This window comes from Rothia terrae, assembly GCF_012396615.1.
Lineage (GTDB): Bacteria > Actinomycetota > Actinomycetes > Actinomycetales > Micrococcaceae > Rothia > Rothia terrae.
Genome location: NZ_JAAXPV010000004.1, coordinates 90,225 through 105,655, shown reverse-complemented (window position 1 = coordinate 105,655; position 15,431 = coordinate 90,225). Strand labels below are relative to the sequence as shown.

The window sequence follows — 15,431 nt, the reverse complement described above, 5'->3', positions numbered from 1 at the left end:
ATCGGATGCTCGCGCCGGCCAAGAATTTGTGGCGGAGTATGACGGAAAGCAAATATGGGCGCTGGTAGAGGGGACTCGCCAAACAACTGGCTCATAGCTTGCGTTCAAGGGAAGTCAGCTGGCGTGCCTCTTTCAGTAGGTCGCTAACGTTACACTTGTTTTGCCTTGTCAAAAGACCCCGGGTTCCTTCGAACCCGGGGTCTGGCCTATGAATCTATACGGGAAGGTTTAGCCGCGTACCTCAGCCACGATTTCTGCGGCAGCATGAGCTACCTCAATATCGCGAGCTTCACCGCTGCGACGGTCCTTCAGTTCCAGCTTGCCGTCCTTGTAACCGCGTCCAATGACAACGATGGTGGGCACGCCCAGCAACTCAGCGTCGCCGAACTTTACACCGGGCGAGGTCTTGGGACGATCGTCCACCATGACTTCAAGGCCCTGTGCTTCGAGTTCAGCCACCAGCTCATCACCGTACGAGAAGATTTCTTCACCCTTGCCGGTAATAACAACGTGAACGTCTGCAGGAGCAAGGTTGCGGGGCCAAATCAGACCCTTGTCATCGTGGTTGCCCTCAGCAATTGCTGCCAGCGCACGGGTCACACCTACACCGTAGGAGCCCATAGTCACGGTCTGTAGCTTGCCGTTCTGGTCAAGAACCTTAAGTCCCAGTGCCTCAGCGTACTTGCGTCCCAGCTGGAAGATGTGGCCCATCTCGATGCCGCGTGCCGCCTGAAGAGGGCCGGATCCATCGGGTGCAGGATCGCCTTCGCGCACCTCGGATGCTTCGATCACGCCGTCAGCGGTGAAGTCACGTCCTGCCACCAGGTAGTAGACGTGCTTACCGTACCCGTTTGCGCCGGTAATCCAGTCAGTGCCGTCAACGACGCGGGGGTCGAGGAAGTAAGGAATCTCAGTTGCAGATTCTGCGCCCAGCAACTTCTCATCCAGGGTGAGGCCGGGGCCAATGTAGCCCTTGACCAGCTGTGGGAACTTCTTCAGGTCATCGTCGGTTGCAGCTTCAACCTCAACTTCGCCGCCGATACCCAGCAGTGAACCGATGTTAACCTCAACGCGTCCCATATCAACTGCGCGGTCACCGGGCAGACCAATAGCCACCAGTCGACGCTCGCCCTGCGGGTCGATGACAGCAACGATAACGTTCTTGAGGGTATCTGCAGCGGTCCACGCACGGTCATCGCGCGGGTGCAGTGCATTGGACTGATCAACCAAGGTTTCGATGGTCGGTGAATCCGGGGTGTCGTGCACCTGTGCCACGGGAGTGTTGGACGCATCCTTGGGCTCAGGAACAACGGTGGTCACAGCCTCAACGTTAGCTGCATAACCGCCCTCGCTACGCACGAAGGTATCTTCACCGACGGGAGTGGGGTGCAAGAACTCTTCTGAACGGGAGCCGCCCATAGCGCCTGACTGTGCCTTGACGATAGCAATTTCAAGCCCGAGACGCTCGAAGATGCGCTGGTAAGCGGCACGGTGAGCCAGGTATGCCTCGTCCAAACCTTCGTCGTCAATGTTGAAGGAGTAGGAGTCCTTCATGATGAATTCACGGCCGCGCAACAGACCAGCACGGGGACGTGCCTCATCACGGTACTTGGTCTGAATCTGGTAGAGGTACACCGGCAAGTCTTTGTAAGACGAGTACAGGTCCTTCACCAAAAGAGTGAACATCTCTTCATGGGTGGGAGCCAGCAACATGTCCGCTCCCTTACGGTCCTTCAAACGGAAGAGGTTATCGCCGTACTCGTCCCAACGGTTGGTTGCCTCGTACGGTTCACGCGGAAGAAGAGCTGGGAAATGAACTTCCTGAGCGCCAATAGCGTTCATTTCTTCGCGGACGATGTTCTCGACCTTGCTCAGAACCTTCAGGCCCAAGGGCAACCAAGAATACACACCGGGTGCGGCACGACGAATGTAGCCTGCTCGAACGAGCAGCTTATGGCTTGCAACCTCGGCGTCAACCGGGTCTTCACGCAAAGTGCGCAGGAAAAGGTTTGAAAGGCGAAGAGCCACCGTAGATCTTTCCGTTCTGTCTGGGGTACTCCCCCGCGTCCTGACGCTGACTCAGCGCCGCGAGGGCATAATCTCTAGTATTCTACCGCGCCTTACACAAGCGCGTGCAATATCTAGATTTTCAGCCTATTGGAAAGATAAAAGGACGCGTCGGAACTAATAAGATGCCCCAGATATGCACCAGATTATTTTTAAATGCATGACGCCCCAGTACACTCATGCGAACTGGCGGCGTCATACATTGGTTATTTGTCAGTTGTTATTTGATGTTCAGAGCGTCGTACCAAGCCTTTTTAGCAAGACCGTTTTCGTTCCAGTTGATTGAGTACTCACGGGTCGAAAAGTTGAAGGATAGAGTTCCAGACTCAAATTCCTGGCTCAGAATCTTTGCTCCATCAACAAAATCTATCTTTTCCTCAGCTATAGGAACACCCAGCAGACTCATATCAGTGTAGGAAGGATAGCCCCAGTGACCGATCCATTCCTTAAACTCATCGTTACCAAAGGCCAGATCATAGCTAGGTCCAGTGTATCCTGCGTCAAATAAGGTGGTCTTGAAGGCGCGGGCTCCAGGTAAAGGTGTGCCATTGCTATCAGCAGCTACAATCCAGCGTTCTTTGGTATTATTATCAAAAAAGTACAGTGCCTGTTGACGACGCGCGGCATGCCCCCGGGACCAATCTACTGTTGTATCTACAGGACCTGTTTCAGAAGATTCACGTTGCATAAGTTCTTGGGGAATCTCTACAGGGCGTTCGCTTTGAGTCAATGAGGGAGCACAGCCCCTTGAAGCAGTTTCTGCAAGTTCCCAGTCGGTTTGAACCAAAGTCTTCTGGTCATCTGCTAGTCGAAGCGCGAAACCGCTCTTGGATCCCCCGACACCACACGCCAAAAATCCGCGGCGAGTAAAGTAAGTCAGCATCTCGGGAGCTTTATCTCCGTCACCGCTGATGAACTCAGTAGTGAGAATATCGGTACCCACCAACACGTTTTTTTCAAGGGCTAGTTTAAAGGCTACAGTCGGCATAACTCCGACTTGGTCTTCACCCTCGCTGAAAAGAACTGTATAACCCTTGGAATAGTTCTGCACGTAATACGTTTTATCGACTGGTTTTTCATCTACAACAGGATGAATCTCGTCAATTGCCTGCCCTAAATCCACTGATTTCAGTGTTTCAACATAATGGGGAATAGATGATTGTGCCAGAGCCTCAGGAAGGTTTGCTACGCCGGGTCGAGAATTAGTTGCCGAAGAAACTCTCACCTGGTTGCTTTGAGACTGCTTTGAACCTCCATGATTATTTTTTAGTTCCATGGTGTACAGTGATCCGTCTTGTGCCCACAAGCTCTTTTCGTTGTTAGCATCTGAAGCAAACCACGTAATGATACTTGGTTTGTGCAAACCGAGAGAAGAGTCAAAGTCGCTGTTCATCTGCCCTCTGATTGGAAGACCGTATTCTGATCGGTTGTTCAGGTAGTGGTCGAGTGCCGCATTCTCTATAGGTACAGTTTGTCCTGTGCTCTTATTGAACATGATCGAACCGTATTCGTGGCGTTGAATAGCTAGAGTATCGTCAATTGCGTGCAGAGGCTCTTTGAGCTTTCCTAGTGTGACAGGAATGGTGTCTGCGTATTCTCCAACGATTCGCTGAAAACTTTCATTTTCTGCCCAATCGTGGTTTTTTACCTCTGATGTAGGAAAGCATTTTTGAGTGTCTGCACGCTCTGACTTCCATTTTTTGCCTGCTTCAGAGTTAAGATCAATAGCAGTACCCATGGTGCCTTTGCCGTCTTCCAACACCACCAACCAACGATTGTGGTTCTTGCGGTTTTTAGTTGTAACGGAAGCTCCACAATAACTATGGTTCCATGAGCCAGATTCGAGAACACCTAAAGTTTTGAGGCCGCCGGCCTGCGTATAGGCAACAACGTATTTTGCCTCGTTAAGTACTTGCACACCTGTGTTTTCGCTCCAGGTTATAACGGCATTTTCGAAGGTCTGCGCACAGCCAGAACCAGTGATGCACTCTTCAGGTGACGTTGCTTGGCCATACTTCTTTGGGTTTTGTTGCCAGGCTTCGGTAATCAAGTTTTTCTCAGGTGTTAGTTGGAAAGTTGATGCCTGAGCGACCTCTGGAGTCATGGTTAACGCCATCGTCGCAATAGCTATGATTGAGCTGGTCAAGGTGAATATGTTTTTCATTTTTCCTCTTGCTGTGTGAACGCACAGACTCATACATCTATGGTGTCACGACTCAAAAAGGCTATTGAGGAAACGGGGATATAGATGTAGATCCAATTCGCTGTAGAAGTGAAATGTAATCAACTATCACTAGGTACTTTATCGATTGGAAAATGAGTGGTTCGGTAATAGTGGTTCGGTAAAAGTGTTTTTACCTCGTAGTTCTACATCTTAACTTTAGTTTTACGAGGAAGGTAATGTGCCTTTATTGCTGTAAATATTTTTGCGTTTCAAACAACTAAACTACCTACAACTAAAAGAGGACGGTGGCGAAAGTATCTGCTTGCTCAAAACCTACGCGGGCATAGAGCGCGCGGGCTCGCACATTGTAGTCATTCACGTACAAGCTGATGTGGGGATACCGAGGCCGTAACAGCTCACAGGCCTGAACAAGCAATGGGGCGGAAAGCCCAAAGCCACGATAAGCAGGGTGTAACCAGACTCCCTGAAGCTGACAGACGTCACCAGCTGCGATGCCCACATCGGTTTTGAAGACGACAACGTCTTCGGCGTTGACTGCCACTACGGTTCTGCGCTCGGCAATAAAATCGTGGACGCGTCGCGTATAGCCGATAGAATCGCGAGTCATCGGGTCGTAGCCCACTTCTTCGGTGAACATTGCTACGGATGCTTGCAGCAAGGTCTTGTTGTCAGACTCTCGGGCAAAGCGCACGCCCTTAGAGATCTGAGGTGCGGGCAAGCCCTGGCGGTAAAGGTCGCGTGAGTGGCTGATGCTTCGTTGCGGCGGAAGGTATAAGAGTGGTTGTTGTGCCCTAATATCGAGCACATTTTTGAAGGCGGGTTCTGCTTTTTCCCACAGCGGCAGTACGGTATCTGCCGCACCAAAGATAGATGCGATCTGACGATGATGCTGAGAAATAAAGGCCGCTACATCGGGAATATACTGCTCAGGAATATCCACCGGGACGCAGTTTCCGCCCAGCCAGAAAGCACCCACCAGCTTTTCTTCAACTGGCGCGATGGAATCGGCAGGAGCGTCCTGAGTATTCACCACAGATTCGGGCGAGAAAGGGAGAGGACGCGCAAACACTTGAGCCATCTGACGTAAAGCACGAGGAATAGCTGCCCCCAAAGCCAGTGCGCTGTTTTCTGCCGGAGCCGCAGCATCGTTCGGTGCTTCAAAAATCCCCATAAAACCAAAAGGCGAACGCATACGTGTTGCCCTTTGAGCATCGGGTAAACCGAACTTCGCTAAGTGTTCGGCGCTAAAAACAGAGGCCACCGGGTCACGATCTATCAATCTACACAGCTGTTGCCGGTGCTCATGAGTGAGCGGACGAATGCTGACGGTCTGCGACCGCGTAGGTGTAGATTTCATAGATGTGCCGGTGGCCTCTGCGATGAATGAAAATGCGTATTAGCTGATGTTAACTGACGGAGAGCCTTCGGGAACGTATTCGCCGCTTGCTTCCATCTCGCCAGCAATACGGTTAGCTTCTTCAATCAGGGTCTCGACGATCTGATCTTCGGGAACGGTTTTGATAACTTCGCCCTTGACGAAGATCTGTCCCTTACCGTTGCCGGATGCGACGCCGAGGTCTGCTTCGCGTGCTTCGCCGGGACCGTTTACAACGCAACCCATAACGGCTACGCGCAACGGAACCTTCATGCCTTCAAGACCTTCGGTGACCTTTTCTGCCAGCTCCCAAACGTTCACCTGAGCGCGACCGCATGAGGGGCAAGAAACGATATCGAGCTTGCGCGGGCGCAGGTTCAAAGATTCGAGAATCTGCGAACCAACCTTGACCTCTTCAACGGGAGGTGCAGACAGCGAGACGCGGATGGTGTCGCCGATGCCCTGAGAGAGTAGAGCGCCAAATGCGGTGGAGCTCTTGATGGTGCCCTGGAAGGCGGGGCCAGCCTCAGTCACGCCCAGGTGCAGGGGCCAGTCGCCGGCTGCTGCCAGCTGACGGTATGCCTCAACCATGACGACGGGGTCATTGTGTTTGACTGAAATCTTGAAATCGTGGAAGCCGTGTTCTTCGAACAAGGATGCCTCCCACACAGCAGACTCAACGAGAGCCTCGGGGGTAGCGCGTCCGTACTTTTCCAGCAAACGCTTGTCCAAAGAACCGCCATTCACACCAATGCGGATTGAGGTGCCGTGGTCTTTAGCCATCTGTGCGATTTCTTTAACCTGGTCATCGAACTTACGAATGTTACCGGGGTTAACGCGCACAGCGCCGCATCCAGCTTCAATAGCAGCATAAACGTACTTGGGCTGGAAGTGGATATCAGCAATGACAGGAATCTGTGACTGCTGAGCGATAATAGGCAGAGCCTCTGCGTCCTTATCGGTGGGGCATGCCACGCGAACAATGTCGCAACCGGCTGCGGTGAGCTCAGCGATCTGCTGCAAAGTAGCACCAATATCGTGAGTTTTGGTGGTAGTCATTGACTGCACTGAAATGGGCGATTCTGAGCCAACGCCAACTGAACCAACGTTGAACTGGCGAGTCTTACGACGCGGTGCCAGAACGGGCGGCGGGGGTGCAGGCATTCCTAGATTGACCGAGGTCAAAGCGTTCCTCCAAAAGTATTTTTATACGTAGCCACAAAGCATACGTATTGAGTCAACTTCTATTGTGCACCAGTTAGCTCGATTTTAAGAAGACGAAGCTACGACTCTTTCACCACAGGCACATTTACAATGCCGTATATGAGCTTTGAGACCCCCGTAAGAACAACCACCCCTCATATTGTGTCGACTAATATCGCGCATCCTTTTCCCGCACCTGATCAGCCGCATCGCCCCACCGGGATTCACAAGGTAGCGGTCGACTCCATTAGCGTTTTTGCGCCAGGCCCGCGTTACGGTGACGGGTCAGGAGTAGAAGGCGACTTGGTGGGCAACGCAAAGCATCATGGTGGCGCCGACAAAGCGGTCTATATCTTTGCGCGCGAAGAACTAGATTTCTGGTCTGAGCAAGGGGACGTGAATTACGCCAACGGAATGTTTGGTGAGAACCTTACAACTGTTGGAGTGAACTGGTCGGAGGTTTTAATCAATCAGCGATTTTCAGTAGGCACAGCCGTTCTCGAAGTGAGCGTGCCACGACAGCCATGCAGAACCTTTGCAATGTGGCTTGAGCGCCAGGGCTGGGTGAAAACTTTCACTGCTCACGGTGACTGCGGGGCATATGCCAGGGTTCTCGCACCTGGAATTATCGAACCCAAGCACCACATTGTTTTTCACGATAGACCTGAGCACGGGATCACCATGGGTATGGTATTCGCGGCAAAAATGGGCAACAAGAACATCGCACAAGATGTCGTTGCTGCCCATTGTCTGCCGGAGCATCACCACCGGCAATTGGTGAAGCTCATTTCTTAGTTTTTAGATTTCGCGGCTTAGCTTTCTACAGCAAAGTAATGGGCTTGAAGATATCTGCGGTAATGAGAATCAGCGACATCAGCCCGAACGCACCTGCAACCACAAATGTCAGTGGCAGGAGCTTAGCGGCATCAAACGGTCCCGGATTCTGTCGCCCAAACAAGCGCGCAAACAACTTACGAACACCTTCCCACAGCGCGCCGAGTACATGACCACCGTCAAGAGGTAGCAACGGCACAAGGTTGAGAGCAAAAAGAAAAAGATTGAGCGTGCCAATCATCGACACCAGCGTGGCTGCTTTTTCTTTGAGATTAATCTGGTCGGTGGATGCAATCTCTCCGGCGATGCGCCCAACACCCACAACTGACATGGGGCCATTAACGCCTCGCTCACCGTTCGTCACCAGCACCCTGGCGGTTTCAAAAACACGCGCGGGCAGGCGGAGGACGCTGGAGTAGATGCTCTTCATCTGCTCCCCAACGGTCGGCAGAATATCTCCGGCAGTGCCGGGCACCAGCTCGGTTGACGGGGAGACACCAATAAAGCCAACATCGGTGGTCTTGTAGCTACCGTCCTCATTTTTCTCATAGGTTCCGGTCGTCTCATTCATAACAGGACGCGCAGTGAGCATCGGTTCGATGGTGAGGTTCTCAGTTTTACCGTCACGAAGCACGGTCACCTCAACGCTCTGGTTGGCGTGAGTTTTAATTTCATCGGTCAGCTGGTTCCAGCTTGAAATATGTTGCCCCGCAAAACGGGTAATCACATCTCCAGCTTTTAGACCGGCTGCAGCGGCTGGGGCTTTCGGGTCGCTCTCAGCGCACGCTGCGGTAGCATTATTCTCCTGCTCCGATGAAACAGTTTTAACGCACTGACTCACCGATGACACCGTGGTGGTGGGCTGTGCACTACCAAAACCAAGAATCAAAATCGCTACACACACTACGCCGATGAGTAGGTTCATCACCGGTCCGCCCAGCATAATAATGATGCGCTTATAAATGGGTAGCTTATAAAAAACCCTGTTCTCATCGGTTTCGCTGATGCGTTCGTGGTCAACCGCACGGGCGTCCTCGATGAGCTGACTAAAGGGGCCGGTGGTACTGGTGCGCAGTCCCTCACCGGTTTTTGCAGGCGGATACATTCCAATCATTGAAATATAGCCGCCCAGCGGAATCAGCTTGAACCCGTATTCGGTTTCTCCCCTGCGAACAGAAAACAGGGTTTTACCAAAGCCAATCATGTACTGAGGCACGCGAACGCCAAACTTTTTGGCGGGCACAAGATGCCCAATCTCATGCAAACCGATCGATGCACCAATCGCCACTGCCATGATGATGACACCAATAATAAATAGCAAGATGCCCATTGCGCCCCTACGGTCTCAGTTTTCACGCTTCTAACTAGCCATACTCTAGTACATAGCGTCTGTGGAACTAGAGTCAGAGCTTTCATCCTAAGATGAGCAGCTGAAAACTAGCTTTATAGCATCGGGGCGAAAGCTTGATATACGCGAATGTTATGAGCCGGGTTACAGACTGCTGTGACCTATATTCCACAGGTACTTTAGGTCATGTTCACCTCAAAGTTTAGGTCAGTTTCACCCAATTTTTTGTGTAGAAATAACCTTTACTTCATATTTGATATTTTTTCCGTACGCACCCTCAACGTTCCACCGCGACCCTTCTCAAAAAATTACAAAACAACTAGTCAGAGCCATATTTTTAAAAATCAAGCAACAAAACAACAGGCTGTCAAGATTTCTTTCCGCCTTTATTTTTACCTTCAGAACCCCTAGTGTTTTAAGCAAGATATTCCTCTACACATGCCCGCACAACGGACAGAAGAAAAAGGAGCAATCAGCACAATGACTGCACAAGCTCACATCGACGAAGACCTGTTGATTCGTCCCGAGTTTGCTGACGCGTGGCGTAACTTCGCAGACGGCGAATGGAAGCGCGGCGTTGAGGTACGCGACTTCATTCTCAAGAACTACACCCCCTTCGAAGGCGACGCTTCCTTCCTCGCAGGTCCTACCGAAAAGACCCTGCGTGTGTGGGACACTCTCGAGAAGAAGTTCCTCTCCGTAGAACGCAAGCAGCGTGTTTACGATGTAGATACCGAAACCCCCGCAGAGATTGATGCTTTCGGTGCTGGCTACATTTCAGAGGACGACGACGTTATCGTTGGTTTGCAGACCGATGTTCCCCTCAAGCGCGCTATGATGCCCTACGGTGGCTGGCGCATGGTCGAAACCGCAATCCGCGAGGCCGGCAAAGAACCTAACGAAAACGTTAAGAAAATCTTCACCGAGTACCGCAAGACTCACAACGAGGCAGTCTTCGATATCTACACTCCCCGCATCCGCGCGGCACGTTCTTCACACATCATCACCGGCCTGCCCGATGCTTACGGTCGCGGTCGCATCATCGGTGACTACCGTCGTGTAGCTCTCTACGGTGTAGATGCCCTCATCGCCGACAAGGAACGCGCTAAGGATTCAGTGGCCGACAAGGGCTTCTCAGAACACTGGGCACGCTACCGCGAAGAACACTCAGAGCAAATCAAGGCCCTCAAGCGCCTGAAGAACATGGCATCAAAGTACGGCTTTGATATCTCAGGCCCCGCTAAGAATGCACAAGAAGCTGTTCAGTGGACCTACTTCGGTTACCTGGCATCAGTTAAGTCTCAGGACGGCGCTGCAATGTCCATTGGTCGCCTCTCAGGTTTCTTGGATGCCTACTTTGAGCGTGACCTTGCAGAAGGCACCATCACCGAGTCCGACGCACAGGAAATGATCGACGCACTCGTCATCAAGTTGCGTATCACCCGCTTCCTGCGCACCATCGATTACGATCAAATCTTCTCAGGTGACCCCTACTGGGCAACCTGGTCAGACGGTGGCTTCTCAGACGACGGTCGCACCCTAGTCACCAAGACTTCATTCCGTCTACTGCAGACTCTTCGCAACCTCGGCCCCGCGCCTGAGCCCAACATCACCATCTTCTGGGACGAGAACCTGCCCGATGGCTACAAGGAATTCTGCTCGGCAATTTCTATCGAAACCTCGTCGATTCAGTACGAGTCAGACCCGCAGATTCGCCAACACTGGGGCGACGACGCCGCAATCGCCTGCTGCGTATCGCCCATGAAGGTCGGCAAGCAGATGCAGTTCTTCGGCGCTCGCGTCAACGCTGCTAAGGCTTTGCTGTACGCCATGAACGGTGGACGCGATGAGATGAGCGGCAAGCAGGTTGTTGAGGGTTACGAGCCCATCACGGGCGACGGTCCCCTTGACTTCGATGAAGTCTGGAACAAGTATGAGCACATGCTTGACTGGGTTATCGGCACCTACGTTGAGGCTTTGAATATCATTCACTACAGCCACGACAAGTACGCCTACGAATCCATCGAGATGGCTCTGCACGACTCAGACATCATCCGTGCAATGGGTTGTGGCATCGCTGGTCTGTCAATCGTCGCTGACTCACTATCAGCTATCAAGTACGCGAAGGTAACCCCCATTCGCGACGAGACCGGTCTGATTGTTGACTACAAGACCGAAGGCGACTTCCCCGCCTACGGCAACGACGACGACCGCGCAGACGATATCGCTGCAACCATCGTCCACACCGTCATGAGCAAGATCAAGGCAATCCCGCTCTACCGCGACGCAATCCCCACCCAGTCGGTTCTGACCATTACCTCAAACGTTGTCTACGGTAAGGCAACCGGTAACTTCCCATCAGGTCACCGCGCAGGCACCCCGTTCTCCCCCGGTGCAAACCCCGAGAACGGCAAAGACACCCACGGCATGGTGGCGTCAATGCTCTCCGTTGGCAAGCTCGACTACGACGACGCTCTCGACGGTATCTCGCTGACCAACACGATCACCCCGACCGCGTTGGGCCGCACCAAGGACGAACAGGTCAAGAACCTCGTTGGCATCTTGGACGCCGGATTCGTTCCGGAAGAAGACTAGTTTCTAGTAGTTCTTACACAAAATATTCATTTAGAAAGAAGGTCATATCATGGCAGTAAAGACTTACGAAGAGCGCCTTGCATCAATGAAGGCAAACCGCGAGGCAAAGCCCGCAGACAGCAAGGGCCTGTACCACGCAAACATCAATGTGTTGAACAAGGACACCTTGCTTGACGCTATGGAGAACCCTGAGAACTACCCGAACCTCACCGTTCGCGTTTCAGGTTACGCCGTCAACTTTGTTCGCCTTACCCGCGAGCAGCAGATGGACGTTCTCTCACGCACCTTCCACCAGGGCGCTTAATTTCATCTATGTCTATTGATGTTCAGGCTCCGGGGGAACAAGATTTTGCTCCCCCGGAGTCTCGCCAATCCGGGGCTGGCACCTGGGGTTTGGGTGAGATGACCGATCTTGAGCGCTCATCACAGCTACAGTTGATGCGCGAAGGTAAGCTCGGCTCCATCCATTCTTGGGAGCTTGTAACCGCTGTGGACGGGCCGGGCACCCGCATGACAGTGTTCATGAACGGATGCCCGTTGCGTTGCGTCTACTGCCATAACCCCGATACTTTTCAGATGCGAGACGGCAAACCGATTATGATCGATGAGCTGCTCAAAAAGGTCAAGCGTTATCGTAAGGTCTTCAAATCAACCGGCGGCGGAATCACTATCTCTGGCGGCGAAGTTCTTATGCAACGTGCCTTCGCTGAGAACCTTCTGATTAGTGCAAAATCGTTGGGTATTCACACTTGCATCGATACTTCGGGGTATCTTGGACGCACCGTCACCGACGAGTTCTTGGACTACGTTGATCTGGTGCTTCTCGATGTGAAGTCCGGCGATGAGGACACCTATAAGAAGGTCACAGGACGCGAGTTACAGCCCACCATCGACTTTGGTGACCGTCTCAATGCGTTGGGTAAGGACGTGTGGATTCGTTTTGTAGCTGTGCCCGGCTACACGGATTCTTATGAGAATGTTGAGAAAGTAGCCGATATTGTGTGCCGCTGGCCCAATGCGGTCAAGCGCGTTGAGGTTCTTCCTTTTCACCAAATGGGCACCGATAAATGGGAGTCCCTGGGTATCAACTACGAGCTCAAGGACGTCCAGCCGCCCTCGAAAGAAGAAACTGAACGCATCCGCGACCAGTTCCGCGCACGCGGTCTAGAGGTTTACTAAAGCGTCTCTCTGTAAAAAATTATGCCCCGGCTACGTGAGAAAAGTAGCCGGGGCATTACTCATTCAGCTGGCGGCCAGTTCACATGGTATGCGGGGATGCCAGCTGGCTCGCGGCTAATGTGAATCGCGGAGAGCGCCCAACGCGAATCCGCGAGAGGGACTGCTGGCATCCCGCATCCTATGTGATTGCAAAAGCTCTAAAATTTCCTGGGCGAATGTCTAAGAGAGTCCCAGCATTTCATTGGCGCGAGCTCGTGCCCACTGTTCAGCATGCAACACCGCATCCAATGTGAGGTCTGCGTCCTCAGTTTTAGCGTCTGAGTTTTCGTGTTCGTCAAGCACTTTGCCTACGGTGTCGATGATGTCGGTAAAGCGGATGGTGCCAGCGTGGAAAGCCGCCACGGCTTCTTCGTTGGCAGCGTTGAAAACGGCGGGAAAGGTACCGGCACGTTTACCAGCGTCCTTAATCATGCCTACTGCGGGGAAAGCTTTGTTATCAAGCGGTTCAAAGGTCCACTCAGATGCAGTTGACCAATCGCAGGATGAAGCTACACCGGGGACGCGGTGCGGCCAAGTCAGTCCTAGGGCGATGGGTAGAAGCATGGTGGGCGGTGATGCTTGAGCGATGGTTGAGCCATCCACAAACTGCACCATGGAATGGACAATGGATTGACGGTGCACCGTCACGTCGATGCGGGCAAGATCAACGCCAAACAGGTGGTGGGCTTCAAGAACTTCAAGAGCCTTATTCACCATGGACGCCGAGTTAGTGGTAACTACCAATCCCATATCCCACGTGGGGTGGGCTAGCGCTTGCTTCGGTGTTACATCGCGTAGTTGCTCGTAACTCATGCCGCGGAAAGGGCCACCCGAGGCCGTAAGAATCAGACGATCAACCTCACGGTCAGTACCGGATGCCAGTGCCTGTGCAAGCGCGGAGTGCTCAGAATCCACGGGAATGAGCGCTTGCTCTAGCGGCGACGAGTCAACGGCTGCTCTCACCAAGCGTCCACCGGCGATGAGGGACTCTTTGTTAGCCAGAGCAACCTGCTGACCAGACTCTAGAGCAGCCAGGGTGGGCGCGAGACCGATTGAACCGGTAATTCCGTTGAGAACCACGTCGGCGCCGAATCTCGCGGCTTCAGTTGCCGCGTCCTGACCGTGAACGATGTGCGGCTGATAGGCGATATTGGCTGCGCTTGCTAGCCCTGCGATGAGTTCGCTGAGTGTGCGGGCCGCTTCAGCGTCGCCTGAGGTAGCGACCAGCTTCACACGGGTTTCAACTGCCTGCTCAGCTAGTAGCTGTAGCGACGATGTGCCAGCGGCAAGCGCCACAACTTTCAAAGGCGCATCCGCGCTATCAACGGTGGCACCGGAAAGATGAGCGACGTGTCGAATGACATCCATTGCTTGGGTGCCAATAGAACCGGTTGAACCAAGAATCGTAACGGTGCGCCCTTCTCCCACGAACTTACTGAGTTCCGGGGTAAGGGCATCGCGTGAGCCAAAGTCAGGTGTTGTTGCGCCAAATTTCATGACTCTAGTATCTCACGCGACGCGCTCAACGGTTTTTATTCAGATGGCTCCACGAAAAAATCACGGAGTGCTTTGAGCAGACTTGCGTTGAAGCTTTGAGTGCTAGTAGCGCGCGGCACAAGAACATCGGCCCCGTGGTACATGCCCGGTTCAACGTGGGTTTGAACGTTTACGCCAGCTTCTTTCAGTCGCTGAGCGTAGGCAAGATCCTCTTCATAGAACAGGTCTAATTCCCCTACCCCAATCCATGTTGCAGGCAGTCCGGCTAGATTCTCACGTCGTGCCGGTGCCGCATATTCGTGAATTCCGGGGCCACCGGGCTCGCGGTTGAGGTAGGTTCGCCATGCGTACTCGTTGTCGGTGCGCGTCCATACAAAGTTCCCGCGTCTTTCATCGTCTTTACGAAGCACAGCGCGGTCATCGAGCATGGGGTAAATCAGTGCTTGGAAGTTCACCGGATGACCTTCGTCAAATGCTTTGTTGACGACTGCAGCGGCTAACCCGCCACCGGCACTTGAACCAGAGACTGCAATTTTGGCGGGATTAATGCCGTAATGTTCAGCATTTTCCTGAAACCAGTGCAGAGCAGTATAAACATCCTCTAGGTCAGCGGGAAACGGGGCTTCACCGGCATTGCGATACTCGGGGCTGAAGACGGGAACACCTAGTTCTTGTGCGAGCTTTGAGGGGTAGGCCTGATTAGCGCCAGCCGTAGCAATCACATGTCCGCCACCGTGAATCCACAACACTGCGCCGTCACCGGTAATGTGTTCGGGAATATTGAGGAAGCCGGTGGGCGCAGTGTGTTCCAGATAGTCGGGTGTTACCTCCTGTACTCGGACGCCTGCTGCAGCTGGTGCAACGGGCATCCAGTTGCGTTGCGGGGCAGGAAGCAAGGACGATATTTTCGTGAGGCCGCTGACAGGCATATAGAGCAGAGGGTGGCGTAATGAGGGTGCTACTGCATCCACTTTTTCAAAATGACGCTTGCGAGCAAATCCAGCGCCTGTAGCGACTAAAGCTGTAGCTAGAATTTTAGTTTTCATGTATCCCCTTCCATGAAGTATCTACAGTAACTGCAATTACTAGCGTAAAAGAACAAGCTGAGA

11 protein-coding genes are annotated in these 15,431 nt (G+C 52.8%); 4 read left to right on the top strand and 7 right to left on the bottom strand.

What is annotated here, in order from left to right; translation table 11 throughout:
• Positions 1–228: 228 nt before the first annotated feature.
• The 4 genes from HF984_RS03580 to ispG all read right to left on the bottom strand — a co-directional run bounded on the left by HF984_RS03580 (position 229) and on the right by ispG (position 6,812).
• A complete protein-coding gene (locus tag HF984_RS03580) occupies positions 229–2,028 on the bottom strand; it encodes a proline--tRNA ligase (RefSeq protein ID WP_168614311.1) in 1,800 nt (599 codons plus the stop codon).
• A gap of 259 nt (positions 2,029–2,287) precedes the next feature.
• A complete protein-coding gene (locus tag HF984_RS03575; RefSeq protein WP_168614310.1) occupies positions 2,288–4,231 on the bottom strand; it encodes a hypothetical protein in 1,944 nt (647 codons plus the stop codon).
• A gap of 292 nt (positions 4,232–4,523) precedes the next feature.
• Complete coding sequence (locus HF984_RS03570) at positions 4,524–5,444, bottom strand: GNAT family N-acetyltransferase (RefSeq protein WP_168614309.1); 921 nt, start codon at positions 5,442–5,444, stop codon at positions 4,524–4,526.
• A gap of 204 nt (positions 5,445–5,648) precedes the next feature.
• A complete protein-coding gene (ispG, locus tag HF984_RS03565) occupies positions 5,649–6,812 on the bottom strand; it encodes a flavodoxin-dependent (E)-4-hydroxy-3-methylbut-2-enyl-diphosphate synthase (RefSeq protein ID WP_168614308.1) in 1,164 nt (387 codons plus the stop codon).
• Between the two features lie 324 nt (positions 6,813–7,136).
• Between ispG and HF984_RS03560 the strand changes: the two genes are divergently transcribed.
• Complete coding sequence (locus HF984_RS03560; protein ID WP_343947434.1) at positions 7,137–7,625, top strand: MOSC domain-containing protein; 489 nt, start codon at positions 7,137–7,139, stop codon at positions 7,623–7,625.
• A gap of 25 nt (positions 7,626–7,650) precedes the next feature.
• Here HF984_RS03560 and HF984_RS03555 read toward each other — a convergent pair whose 3' ends face one another.
• The gene (locus HF984_RS03555) at positions 7,651–8,994 is read right to left on the bottom strand and encodes a M50 family metallopeptidase (RefSeq protein ID WP_168614306.1); all 1,344 of its coding nucleotides are present in this window, start codon (positions 8,992–8,994) and stop codon (positions 7,651–7,653) included.
• 498 nt (positions 8,995–9,492) lie between these two features.
• Between HF984_RS03555 and pflB the strand changes: the two genes are divergently transcribed.
• From pflB to pflA, 3 genes are read left to right on the top strand one after another with little or no spacing between them, the layout of a single operon-like run.
• Positions 9,493–11,607, top strand: coding sequence for a formate C-acetyltransferase (gene pflB, locus HF984_RS03550; protein ID WP_168614305.1), 2,115 nt, complete (start codon positions 9,493–9,495; stop codon positions 11,605–11,607).
• Positions 11,608–11,656: 49 nt separating this feature from the next.
• On the top strand, positions 11,657–11,911 hold the full coding sequence (grcA2, locus tag HF984_RS11690; protein ID WP_168614304.1) for an autonomous glycyl radical cofactor GrcA2: 255 nt from the start codon (positions 11,657–11,659) through the stop codon (positions 11,909–11,911).
• Positions 11,912–11,919: 8 nt separating this feature from the next.
• Positions 11,920–12,786, top strand: coding sequence for a pyruvate formate-lyase-activating protein (gene pflA, locus HF984_RS03540; protein WP_168614303.1), 867 nt, complete (start codon positions 11,920–11,922; stop codon positions 12,784–12,786).
• Positions 12,787–13,005: 219 nt separating this feature from the next.
• Here the strand turns inward: pflA and dxr are convergent, their stop codons facing one another.
• A complete protein-coding gene (gene dxr, locus HF984_RS03535) occupies positions 13,006–14,322 on the bottom strand; it encodes a 1-deoxy-D-xylulose-5-phosphate reductoisomerase (protein WP_168614302.1) in 1,317 nt (438 codons plus the stop codon).
• 35 nt (positions 14,323–14,357) lie between these two features.
• Positions 14,358–15,368: an alpha/beta hydrolase gene (locus HF984_RS03530; RefSeq protein WP_168614301.1), complete on the bottom strand. Its 1,011-nt coding sequence runs from the start codon at positions 15,366–15,368 to the stop codon at positions 14,358–14,360.
• Positions 15,369–15,431: the final 63 nt, after the last annotated feature.

What these genes read in the sequence shown, in the direction of transcription:
- HF984_RS03575 (WP_168614310.1), bottom strand. Translation starts at nt 4,231, where the DNA reads ATGAAAAACATATTCACCTTGACCAGCTCAATCATAGCTATTGCGACG.
- HF984_RS03570 (WP_168614309.1), bottom strand. Translation starts at nt 5,444, where the DNA reads ATGCGTTCGCCTTTTGGTTTTATGGGGATTTTTGAAGCACCGAACGAT.
- HF984_RS03555 (WP_168614306.1), bottom strand. Translation starts at nt 8,994, where the DNA reads ATGGGCATCTTGCTATTTATTATTGGTGTCATCATCATGGCAGTGGCG.
- pflB (WP_168614305.1), top strand. Translation starts at nt 9,493, where the DNA reads ATGACTGCACAAGCTCACATCGACGAAGACCTGTTGATTCGTCCCGAG.
- grcA2 (WP_168614304.1), top strand. Translation starts at nt 11,657, where the DNA reads ATGGCAGTAAAGACTTACGAAGAGCGCCTTGCATCAATGAAGGCAAAC.
- pflA (WP_168614303.1), top strand. Translation starts at nt 11,920, where the DNA reads ATGTCTATTGATGTTCAGGCTCCGGGGGAACAAGATTTTGCTCCCCCG.
- dxr (WP_168614302.1), bottom strand. Translation starts at nt 14,322, where the DNA reads ATGAAATTTGGCGCAACAACACCTGACTTTGGCTCACGCGATGCCCTT.
- HF984_RS03530 (WP_168614301.1), bottom strand. Translation starts at nt 15,368, where the DNA reads ATGAAAACTAAAATTCTAGCTACAGCTTTAGTCGCTACAGGCGCTGGA.